Annotated in this window: 10 protein-coding genes; 1 reads left to right on the top strand and 9 read right to left on the bottom strand. The window is 70.7% G+C overall.

Features of this window, described 5'->3' with window-relative positions:
- Positions 1–20 precede the first annotated feature (20 nt).
- Positions 21–680, bottom strand: a complete 660-nt coding sequence (locus ACULK2_RS08440) for a TetR/AcrR family transcriptional regulator (protein WP_445969592.1) — start codon at positions 678–680, stop codon at positions 21–23.
- 108 nt (positions 681–788) lie between these two features.
- On the opposite strand from ACULK2_RS08440, the gene ACULK2_RS08435 reads away from it, so the two are divergent.
- Complete coding sequence (locus ACULK2_RS08435) at positions 789–1,847, top strand: App1 family protein phosphatidate phosphatase (RefSeq protein WP_445969593.1); 1,059 nt, start codon at positions 789–791, stop codon at positions 1,845–1,847.
- A 27-nt stretch (positions 1,848–1,874) separates the two neighbouring features.
- Here the strand turns inward: ACULK2_RS08435 and ACULK2_RS08430 are convergent, their stop codons facing one another.
- The 8 genes from ACULK2_RS08430 to ACULK2_RS08395 all read right to left on the bottom strand — a co-directional run bounded on the left by ACULK2_RS08430 (position 1,875) and on the right by ACULK2_RS08395 (position 11,061).
- A complete protein-coding gene (locus tag ACULK2_RS08430) occupies positions 1,875–2,930 on the bottom strand; it encodes a quinone-dependent dihydroorotate dehydrogenase (protein ID WP_445969594.1) in 1,056 nt (351 codons plus the stop codon).
- A gap of 44 nt (positions 2,931–2,974) precedes the next feature.
- The gene (nrdR, locus tag ACULK2_RS08425; protein WP_129233566.1) at positions 2,975–3,448 is read right to left on the bottom strand and encodes a transcriptional regulator NrdR; all 474 of its coding nucleotides are present in this window, start codon (positions 3,446–3,448) and stop codon (positions 2,975–2,977) included.
- A gap of 24 nt (positions 3,449–3,472) precedes the next feature.
- Positions 3,473–4,786 carry a histidinol dehydrogenase gene (gene hisD, locus ACULK2_RS08420; RefSeq protein ID WP_445969595.1) on the bottom strand — a complete coding sequence of 438 codons (1,314 nt, stop codon included), beginning with the start codon at positions 4,784–4,786 and terminating at the stop codon, positions 3,473–3,475.
- A gap of 48 nt (positions 4,787–4,834) precedes the next feature.
- Positions 4,835–8,305 carry a DNA polymerase III subunit alpha gene (gene dnaE / locus ACULK2_RS08415; protein ID WP_445969684.1) on the bottom strand — a complete coding sequence of 1,157 codons (3,471 nt, stop codon included), beginning with the start codon at positions 8,303–8,305 and terminating at the stop codon, positions 4,835–4,837.
- A gap of 131 nt (positions 8,306–8,436) precedes the next feature.
- On the bottom strand, positions 8,437–9,357 hold the full coding sequence (locus ACULK2_RS08410) for an RluA family pseudouridine synthase (RefSeq protein ID WP_445969596.1): 921 nt from the start codon (positions 9,355–9,357) through the stop codon (positions 8,437–8,439).
- A gap of 1 nt (position 9,358) precedes the next feature.
- Positions 9,359–9,967: a signal peptidase II gene (gene lspA / locus ACULK2_RS08405; protein ID WP_445969597.1), complete on the bottom strand. Its 609-nt coding sequence runs from the start codon at positions 9,965–9,967 to the stop codon at positions 9,359–9,361.
- Complete coding sequence (locus ACULK2_RS08400; RefSeq protein WP_445969598.1) at positions 9,957–10,628, bottom strand: DivIVA domain-containing protein; 672 nt, start codon at positions 10,626–10,628, stop codon at positions 9,957–9,959. The genes lspA and ACULK2_RS08400 overlap by 11 nt, the downstream gene beginning before the upstream one ends.
- A 115-nt stretch (positions 10,629–10,743) precedes the next feature.
- A complete protein-coding gene (locus ACULK2_RS08395) occupies positions 10,744–11,061 on the bottom strand; it encodes a YggT family protein (protein ID WP_445969599.1) in 318 nt (105 codons plus the stop codon).
- Between the last annotated feature and the right edge of the window lie 7 nt (positions 11,062–11,068).

Genomic DNA, 11,068 nt, shown 5'->3' with positions numbered 1-11,068 from the left:
CGGCGGTTCCCCGCGGATCGTCAGGCAGCGGACGATTCGGCGAGCCGGTCGGCGAGCTCCCGGTCGAGGTAGTCCCGCACGACGCGGTGGGCCTCGACGAGGTAGCGCTCGTCGCCGGCGGCGTCGCGCACGAACGCACGGTGGATGAGCGTCGCCCCGATCTCGAGTGCGACGCCGAGCCGCAACCGGACCTCGGCGTCGTCGTTCACGCCGAACTCGTGCTCGAGGAGCTTCGCCACGCGGTGCGCGATCTCGGGCTCGCCGTCGACGTCGGATGCCTCGCGGGGCGCCGCGTACACGACGGCGAAGCCGGGCTCCTCGCGGTAGAGCGCCGTGCACACGTCGAGTGCCACGTCGATCACATCCCACCACGCGGCCAGTTCGGCCCGCTCCACGGCCTCGGCGAGGCGCTCGCGGTACCGGCGCACGCTCCGCTCGCGGAGCGCGTGGAGGACGGCGACGCGATCCGGGAAGTACCGGTAGACCGTGCCGATCGAGGCGCCGGCACGCTCGGCGACCATCTGGGTGGTCAACCGCTCGAATCCGAGCTCGTCGACGATCTCGGCGGCGGCATCCAGCAGTGCGTCGAGCCGCTGGGAGCTGCGTCGCTGCGTGGGCTCGGTTCGCACCGAGCGCCTCCGCCCGTGATCGGCCCCCAGGATCAGGTCGATGTTCGGCACGGGTCCTCCTTGTTCGCCGCCCCACTCTACCCGGCTCCGAGCGGAAGTCCCGCCTTCGGGGGCCGGTGCGTTTCGCATCCGTTCGCAGGTCCATGAAAGACTGGCCCGATGCCGGTGAGTTCCCCCGACCCGGCCGGTCCCCGGCTTCGGCCGACCCGGCACGGCGCAGCGCGCGTCGAGGACTGGATCCACGACGTCCGCGAGCGCTGGGCGCGCAGCCGCGGTCATGTGCCGACCGTCGTCCCCTACACCGGCTACGGCTCGACCGAGTGGGTGCGGGTGCTCTGCCGGGTGCTGCTGTCCAAGCCCATCCGGCCCGACGAGACCTCGCGACGACGACGTCGCCGCCGTGAGCAGGGCATCCGCGGGTGGCGGAGCTTCACGAGCGTGCCGGTCGGCGACGTGCCGGTCACCATCGAGGTCGGCGGCCAGCGCATCGAGGTGCTCGCCGACCGCGGCGGCGTCGTGGACACGAAGGTCCCGGTCCGCCTCGAACCCGGGTGGACCCATGTGATCATCAGCACCCACGGCGCCGAGCCCGTGGAGGCGCCGATCCTCGTGGTCGGGCCCGACATCGACTTCGGCGTCCTCTCCGACGTCGATGACACCGTGATGGTCACCGCGCTCCCGCGACCGTTCGTGGCCGCGTGGAACACGTTCGTGCTCGACGAGCACGCGCGCAGCCCGACCCCGGGCATGGCGGTCCTGTACGAGCGCCTCGCGCGACGCCACCCCGGCTCCCCCGTCGTCTACCTCTCCACGGGCGCATGGAACGTCGCTCCCACGCTCACCCGATTCCTCTCGCGCAACCTCTACCCCGCCGGTCCCCTGCTCCTCACGGACTGGGGGCCGACGCACGATCGGTGGTTCCGGAGCGGCCGCGAGCACAAGAGCGACAACCTCCGCCGACTGGCGGAGGAGTTCCCGCACATCCGGTGGCTCCTGATCGGCGACGACGGCCAGCACGACGAAGACCTCTACGCCGCGTTCGCCGCCGAGCATCCCGACCAGGTCGCCGCGGTCGCGATCCGCGAGCTCTCGCCGGGCGAGGCGGTCCTCGCCGGCGGGCGCTCGAAGTCGGAGCAGCACGGCGCCGACGTCCCCTGGGTCTCCGCGAGCGACGGCGCCACCCTCGCCGACCGTCTCAGCGACGTCGGCATGCTCTGACCTCCTGCCCGGCGAGGCGGGTGAGGATCAGGCGACGGATGCCGCGGCGCGCCGTTCGCGGCCGAGGCGCTCGAGCCCCCGGTTGACCTGGCGGGCCCACAGCGGTCCGCGGTAGATGAACGCCGTGTAGCCCTGCACGAGCGTCGCGCCCGCGTCGAGGCGCTCCTGCACGTCCTCCGCCGTCTCGACGCCGCCGACCGAGACCACGCAGAGTTCGGCCGGCACGTGCTCGCGGATGAGTCTCAACACGGCGAGCGAGCGAGCGGCGAGCGGTGCGCCGGAGAGCCCGCCCGCGCCGATCGCCTCGACCTCGGCCGCCGGCGTGGCGAGCCCGTCGCGCGAGATCGTCGTGTTGGTGGCGATGACGCCGTCGAGGCCGAGCCGAACCACGAGCTCGCAGATCCGGACGACCTCGGCATCCTCGAGGTCGGGCGCGATCTTCACGAGGAGCGGCGTGCGGCCCGCGGCCGCACGCACGGCCTCGAGGAGCGGTGCGAGCGAGTCGAGCTCCTGCAGGCCGCGCAGGCCCGGGGTGTTCGGCGAGCTGACGTTGACGACGAGGTAGTCGGCGTGCGGCGCGAGCACCTTGGTGCTCCGCACGTAGTCCTCGGTGGCCTGCTCGACCGGCGTCACGCGGCTCTTGCCGATGTTGACGCCCAGCACCGGCCGGTGCCGCAGGCGCGACAGTCGCGAGATGCGGCCGGCCGCGGCATCCGCACCGCCGTTGTTGAACCCCATGCGGTTGACGAGGGCGCGATCCGCGACCAGGCGGAACAGTCGAGGCCGGTCGTTCCCCGGCTGCGGCAGCGCGGTGATCGTGCCGACCTCGACGTGGCCGAAGCCGAGGTTGCCGAGGCCGCGTACGCCGAGCGCATCCTTGTCGAAGCCCGCAGCGACGCCGAACGGCGACGGGAAGCGCAGCCCCAACGCGTCCACGGCGAGCTCGGGCGCGGGCCCCGTGACGCGCTCGACGAGGCGGCCGATGCCGAACGTCGGGAGGGCGCGGATGACGCGGAACGCGAGGTGGTGGGCGCGCTCCGGGTCCATGCGCGAGAAGCCGAGGGAGAAGAGGATGCGATACATGCCTGGATCAGGCTACCGGAGCACCGTCGACCCGCCCGACGGGGTCACTCGGCAGGACGCGCCGGCAACCGACCGTGCTCCTCGCGCAGCGCCTCGATCGCGCTCTCGAAGTCGTCGAGCGACTCGAACGCCTGGTACACGCTCGCGAAGCGGAGGTACGCGACCTCGTCGAGCTCTCGGAGCGGCGGCAGGATCGCCAGGCCGATGTCGTTCGCCTCGATCTGGGATGCGCCCGTCGACCGGATCGTCTCCTCGACCTTCTGCGCGAGCACCGCGAGGTCGGAGTCGGTCACGGGCCGACCCTGGCACGCCTTCTTGACGCCGAGCACGACCTTCTCCCGGCTGAACGGCTCGATGACGCCCGACCGCTTGATGACCGCGAGGCTCGCCGTCTCGGTCGTCGAGAACCGGCGGCCGCACTCGGGGCACTGACGGCGACGCCGGATCGAGAGGCCGTCGTCGCTCGTCCTCGAGTCGATGACGCGGGAATCGGGGTGGCGGCAGAAGGGGCAGTACATGGTGCTCCCAGCGTAGCGGCGGGATCAGGCCCGCTCGCCGAAGCGAGCCGTGACCGCCTCGCCGTGGGCCGGCAGGTCCTCCTCCTCGGAGAGCGTGGCGATCACGGGCGCGACCTCGCGCAGGGCCTGCCTGTCGTACCTGACGACCTGCTGCGGGCGCAGGAAGGTCGCGGCCGAGAGTCCGGCCGCGTACCGCGCCTGACCACCCGTCGGGAGCACGTGGTTCGAGCCCGCCGCGTAGTCGCCGAGGCTCACGGGCGAGTACGGCCCGACGAAGATCGCCCCGGCGTTGTCGATGCGGGCGAGCACCGCGTCGTCGTCGCGCACCTGGATTTCGAGGTGCTCGGCGCCGAAGGCGTTCGCGAAGTCCGCCGCCTGCTCGAGGTCGTCGACGAGCACCACGGCCGACTGGGTGCCCTCGAGCGCCGCCCGGATGCGCTCGGAGTGCCGGGTCTCGGTCGCCCGGATCGCCAGGCGCTCGAGCACCCGCTCCGCGAACGCGCTCGAATCGGTCACGAGGACGGCCGCGGCCAGTTCGTCGTGCTCGGCCTGGCTGACGAGGTCGGATGCCACGAAGTCGGCGTCGGCCGCATCGTCGGCGATCACGAGGATGTCGGTGGGCCCGGCCTCGGCGTCGATGCCCGTCACGCCCTGAACGACGCGCTTGGCGGCGGCGACGAACACGTTGCCCGGTCCGGTGACGCGCTGCACGGGTTCGAGCCCGAGGTCGGGCACGCCGTACGCGAACGCGCCGATGGCGCCGGCACCGCCCATCGCGTAGACCTCGTCGATGCCGAGCAGCCCGGCGACGCCAGCGATCGTCGGGTGGACGCGGCCGCCGTGGGCCGCTTGCGCCGGCGAGGCGAGGGCGATCGACCTGACGCCGGCCACCTGCGCCGGGACGACGTTCATGACGACGCTCGAGGGGTACACGGCCTTGCCGCCCGGGACGTAGAGTCCGACACGGCCCACCGGCTGCCACCGCTGCTCGACGACCGCACCCGTGGCGAGCACCGTGCGCTCGGCCGCGGGCACCTGCGCGGCGCTCGCGGCGCGCACCCGCTCGATCGTCGACTCGACGGCGCGGCGCACGTCGGGGCGGAGGGCGTCGCGCGCGGCCGCGAGTTCGTCGGCGCCCACCCGCACGGCCGTGGGCCGCACGCGGTCGAAGCGCTCGGCCTGGTCGAGCAGCGCCGCCTCGCCGCGTGCCCGGACGTCGTCGATGAGCGCGCGCGCGGGCTCGAGGGCAGCAGCGACATCGGTCGCCGCCCGCGGGACGAGCGCGAGCAGTTCGGACGGAGACGGACGGGTGCCGCGGAGGTCGATCGTGCGAAGCATGGTGCGCTCAGCGTAGCGAGCCGAGCATCGATGGCGCTGGGAGCGAGGTCACGTGAGGCAGTTCGGGCCGAGCAGGCTCTTCAGCTCGCCGTAGAAGTCGGCGCTCACCGCGACCGGGTACGGGAGTTCGAACACCCGCGCGGTGCGGCCCTTCGTGAGCTTCAGCCGGACCTCGGTGTCGCCCCGGTGCCGGATGAGCACGTCGCCGAGCGCCGTGATCGTGTCGGTCGTGGCGCGCACGTCGGGCAGGGAGATCACGACCGGCCCCGTGCCGTCGTCCTGACCGACCTCGGGCTCGAACACGCTGTACGCATGCAGGTTCATGCCGTCGTCGCGCAGGCTGACCCTGCCACGCACGACGACGATCGAGTCGCCCTTCAGCGCCGGTGCGAACTCCTGGTAGGCCTTGCCCATGAACATGACGGTGATCTCGCCCGAGAAGTCCTCGACCTGGATCATGCCGTACTGGTTGCCCGACTGGCGTGCGACGCGGTGCTGCACGCTGGTGACGAGACCGGCGATCGTGGCGACGTCGCCGTCCTGCGTGGCATCCGAGCTCATCAGGTCGGTGATGGTCGTCGAGGCATGCTTCGCGAGCGTCGCCTCGAGCCCCGCGAGCGGGTGGTCGGAGACGTAGAGCCCGAGCATCTCGCGCTCGAAGGCGAGCTTGTCGCGCTTGGCCCATTCGGGCCGGTCGGGCACGGGCGACGGGGCCGACTCCTTCTCGTGGTCCTCGAAGAGGCTGTCGAAGTCGAAGCCCACGTCGCCGTTCTCCTCCGCCCGCTTCTCCTTCACGGCCGCCTCGACGGCGCCCTCGTGGATCTCGACGAGCGCGCGACGCGTGTGCCCCAGCGAGTCGAACGCACCGGCCTTCACGAGCGATTCGACCGTGCGCTTGTTCGCGACCTGCGTGGGCACCTTCTTCAGGAAGTCGTGGAAGGTCTCGAAGCGGCCCTTCGCATCGCGCGCGGCCCGGATCGCGTCGACCACGTTGAAGCCGACGTTGCGGACCGCGCCGAGGCCGAAGCGGATGTCGTCGCCGACGGCGGCGAAATACCCGATCGACTCGTTCACGTCGGGCGGCAGCACCTTGATGCCCATGCGGCGGCACTCGTTGAGGTAGAGGGCGAGCTTGTCGCGCGCGTCGCCGACGCTCGTGAGGAGGGCGGCCATGTACTCCGCCGGGTAGTGCGCCTTGAGGTAGGCGGTCCAGTAGCTGAGCACGCCGTAGGCGGCCGAGTGGGCTTTGTTGAACGCGTAGTCGGAGAAGGGCAGCAGGATGTCCCACAGCGTCTTGATCGCTGCATCCGAGTAGCCGTTGGCCTTCATGCCGCCCGAGAAGCCCTCGTACTGCTTGTCGAGCTCCGACTTCTTCTTCTTGCCCATCGCGCGGCGCAGGATGTCGGCCTGGCCGAGGCTGAAGCCCGCGACCTTCTGCGCGATGGCCATGACCTGCTCCTGGTAGATGATGAGGCCGTAGCTGGTGTCGAGGATGTCGCGCAGCGGCTCCTCGAGTTCGGGGTGGATCGGCGTGATCGGCTGGAGCCCGTTCTTGCGGAGCGCGTAGTTGATGTGCGAGTTCGCGCCCATGGGGCCGGGGCGGTAGAGCGCGATGACGGCCGAGATGTCCTCGAAGTTGTCGGGCTTCATCTGGCGGAGGAGCGAGCGCATCGGCCCGCCGTCGAGCTGGAACACGCCGAGCGTGTCGCCGCGCGACAGCAGCGCGTACGCCTCGGGATCGTCGAGCGCCAGGTCTTCGAGCACGGGCCGGAAGCCGCGGTTCGCCTCGATGTTGTCGAGCGCGTCATCGATGATCGTGAGGTTCCTCAGGCCGAGGAAGTCCATCTTGATCAGGCCGAGCGACTCGCACGCCGGATAGTCGAACTGCGTGACGATCTGGCCGTCCTGCTCCCGCTTCATGATCGGGATGATGTCGATGAGCGGCTCGCTCGACATGATGACGCCCGCTGCGTGCACGCCCCACTGGCGCTTGAGGTTCTCGAGCCCGAGCGCCGTCTCGAAGACCGTCTTGGCCTCGGCATCCGTCTCGATGAGGGCGCGGATGTCGCCGGCCTCCTTGTACCGCGGGTGCTCCGTGTCGAGGATGCCCGAGAGCGGGATGTCCTTGCCCATGACCGCCGGCGGCATCGCCTTGGTGAGCTTCTCCCCCATGCCGAACGGGAATCCGAGCACGCGGCTCGAGTCCTTCAGGGCCTGCTTGGCCTTGATCGTGCCGTAGGTGACGATCTGCGCGACGCGCTCGTCGCCGTACTTGTCGGTCACGTACTTGATGACCTCGCCGCGCCGACGCTCGTCGAAGTCGACGTCGAAGTCGGGCATCGAGACGCGGTCGGGGTTCAGGAACCGCTCGAAGATGAGGCCGTGCTGGAGCGGGTCGAGGTCGGTGATGCGCATCGCGTACGCCGCCATCGATCCCGCACCCGAACCGCGACCGGGGCCGACCCTGATGCCGTTGTCCTTCGACCAGTTGATGAAGTCGGCGACGACGAGGAAGTAGCCCGGGAACCCCATCTGCGAGATGACGCCCACCTCGTAGTCGGCCTGCCGGCGCACCTCGTCGGGGATCCCGCCCGGGTACCGGTCGTGCAGGCCCCTCTCGACCTCCTTGACGAACCAGCTCTGCTCGTCCTCCCCGGCGGGCACCGGGTAGCGGGGCATGTAGTTCGCGCTCGTGTTGAACTGCACGTCGCAGCGCTCGGCGATGAGGAGCGTGTTGTCGCACGCCTCGGGGTGGTCGCGGAAGAGGTGCCGCATCTCGGCGGCCGACTTGAGGTAGAACTCGTCGGCGTCGAACTTGAACCGGTTCGGGTCGTCGAGCGTCGACCCCGACTGCACGCAGAGCAGCGCCGCGTGGCTCTTCGCGTCGTGCGCGTGCGTGTAGTGCAGGTCGTTCGTGGCGACGAGCGGCAGGTCGAGCTCCCTCGCGAGCCGCAGCAGGTCGTCCATGATGCGCTTCTCGATGCCGAGCCCGTGGTCCATGATCTCGGCGAAGAAGTTCTCCCTGCCGAAGATGTCGCGGAACTCGGCCGCCGCCTGCACCGCTTCGTCGTACTGACCGAGCCGGAGCCGCGTCTGCACCTCGCCGGACGGACAGCCGGTCGTCGCGATGAGGCCCTTCGCGTAGGTCTGCAGCAGCTCGCGGTCCATGCGGGGCTTGAAGTAGTAGCCCTCGATGGAGGCGCGACTGGAGAGCCGGAAGAGGTTGTGCATGCCCTCCGTGGTCTCGGAGAGGAGCGTCATGTGCGTGTACGCGCCGGCCCCCGAGACGTCGTCGCCGCCCCCGTTGCCCCAGCGCACCCGCGTCTTGTCGCTGCGATGCGTGCCGGGCGTGAGATAGGCCTCGGTACCGATGATGGGCTTCACCCCGGCATCCGTCGCCTGCTTCCAGAAGTCGTAGGCGCCGAAGACGTTGCCGTGGTCGGTCATGGCCACGGCGGGCATGCCCTCGGCCGCGGCGGCCTTCATCAGCTCGCCGACCCGGGCCGCTCCGTCGAGCATCGAGTACTCGGAGTGGACATGCAGGTGGACGAAGGAATCGGCGGCCACAGGGCTCCTCATCGGTGGTGCTTCGGGGGTGCTCACAGTGTATTCCGGGCCCCGGACGTCGCGTCCTTCGAATCGCCGCTCGGTCAGTCGCCGCCGAGCACGTCGAGCGCGTGCCGGAGGTCGGCCGGGTACGGGGACTCGTACGTCGACCACTCCCCGGACCCGGGATGGACGAATGAGAGCTGTCTCGCGTGCAGCCACTGCCGGGTCAGCCCGAGACGTGCGCTCAGCGTCGGGTCGGCGCCGTACATCGTGTCGCCCGCGCACGGATGCCGCTGGGCGGACATGTGCACGCGGATCTGGTGCGTCCGGCCGGTCTCGAGGTGGATCTCGAGCAGCGAGGCGTACGGGAACGCCTCGATCGTCTCGTAGTGGGTGATCGCGTGCTTGCCGTCGGTCGTGACCGCGAACTTCCACTCCGAGCGCGGGTGCCGCCCGACGGGCGCGTCGATCGTGCCCGCGAGGGGGTCGGGGTGGCCCTGGACGACGGCGTGGTAGATCTTCTCGACCTCGCGATCGTGGAACGCGCGCTTGAGCGCCGTGTAGGCCGCCTCGGACTTCGCGACCACCATGAGCCCGCTCGTGCCCGCGTCGAGTCGGTGCACGACGCCCTGCCGTTCGGGTGCCCCCGAGGTCGAGATCCGGTAGCCGGATGCCGCGAGGGCGCCGACCACCGTCGGTCCCTCCCATCCGAGCGACGGGTGCGCCGCGACGCCCGCCGGCTTGTCGACGACGACGATGTGCTCGTCGTCGTGGACGATGCCGAGGTCGGGAACCGCGATGGGCTCGACCTCGAGCGTGCGCGGCGGTGCCCAGCTCAGCTCGAGCCAGGCGCCCGCGCGAAGCCGGTCGGACTTGTCGACCGGGCGGCCGTCGAGGGTGACGCCGCCGGATTCCGCGATCTCGGCCGCCTGCGTGCGCGAGAAGCCCAGGAGCTTGGCGAGCCCGGCGTCCACGCGGACGCCCTCGAGCCCGTCCGGGACGGGCAGCGCGCGATGCTCCACGTCAGGACTCGCGGGCGAGCTCGGCGGGTGCGCCGCCGCCGCGGGCCTCGCGGCCGGGATCGACCGCCGGCTCGGCGGCTTCGGCGCCACCGTCGCGCGCCGGGCGCGAACCGTCGAGGCCGATGCCGCGGATCGTGAGGATCATGAACAGGATCATGCTCGACACGATCGCGATGTCGGCGACGTTGTAGATCGCCGGCAGCATCCACGGCGTGGAGATGAAGTCGATCACGTGCCCGATGCCGAAGCCGGGCTCGCGGAACAGGCGGTCGGTGAGGTTGCCGAGCACGCCGCCGAGCAGCAGGCCGAACACGAGCGCCCAGGCGATCGAGCGGATGCGGCCGGCGAACCAGATGATGAAGGTGATCACGCCTGCCGCGAGGATCGTGAACACCCAGGTCATGCCGCTCGCGAACGAGAAGGCCGCACCGGGGTTCCGGACGAACTGCCAGTGCAGCACGTCGCCGAGGACCTGCACGATCTCGCCCTCGGCGAGCGTCGTGACGACGACGTGCTTGCTGACCTGGTCGACGGCGTACACCGTGATCGCGACGCCGACCAGGATCAGCAGTGCGGTGACGCGGAGCCTGGCCCCCCGCTCAGCCGCCAAAGCCCTGGAAGGTCGGTGCGGGCTGCTCGCCGGACACGGTCTGGCCGCCGAAGCCGGCACCGCCGACCTGGACCGGCTGCGCCGTGTCGAGGTCGCGCAGCTGGCCCTCGATGTAGCTCTTCAGCTTGGCGCGGTAGTCGCGCTCGAACACGCGGAGCTCGTCGACGCGCTTCTCGAGCGCGACACGCTCCTGGTCGAGGATCCCCATCTGCGCACGCTGCTTCGCCTCGGCCTCGGCCACGATCCGTGCGGCGGTGGCGTGTCCCTCGGCGATGAGCGCATCGCGCTTCTCGACGCCCTCGCGGACATGCTCCTCGTGGAGGCGACGCGCGAGCTGGAGCAGGTTGGTGGTGCTCGTCTGCTCGTCGATCTCGGACTGCGGCACGGCCGTCTGCGTCGGCACGGCGACCGTCGGGGCGGACGTGACGGGCTCCGCGTAGGTGGGCACGGGAGCGGCCGCTGCGGGGGCTCCGGTTCCCTCGGCGGCGCGCGACTCGGCGGCACTGAGGCGCTGACGCAGCTCCTCGTTCTCCTGGTTCAGCCGGCGCAGCTCGACCACCACCTCGTCGAGGAAGTCGTCGACCTCGTCCTGGTCGTAGCCCTCCCGGAACTTCGTCGCCTGGAAGCGCTTGTTGACCACATCTTCCGGAGTTAGCGCCATGGCTTCCCATCCCTCGAATCTGTCGAACTGTCGATCACGTTCAGCTAACGGTAGCAAAGAGAACCTGAGTGAGGCAGTGCGCCGCCCCCACGGCGCGCCCCGCCCGGGCTCGTGCTCAGGCGGCGGCGGCGGAGCCGGCGGCGAGCCACGACACGACGGTCATGGCGATGATCACCACGAGCATCGCCACGCTCCAGCCGAGGTCCAGGGCGACCTGTCCGAGCCGGATCGGCGGGATGAGTCGACGGAAGAATCGCACGAGCGGATCCGTGACCGTGTAGACGGCTTCGACGAGCACCAGCACGACGCCTCGCGGCCGCCACGACCGGTTGAAGGTCCGCACCAGGTCGAGGACGAACCGCGCCCACATCACGAAGAAGTAGATGAGCAGGAGGGTGTAGACGAGGTTCCAGACGACGGCGAGTGCGCTCACGTCCGGG

The sequence above is a fragment of the Agromyces molybdatiresistens genome (genome assembly GCF_052748445.2).
This window is presented reverse-complemented; position numbering and strand designations above follow the sequence as displayed.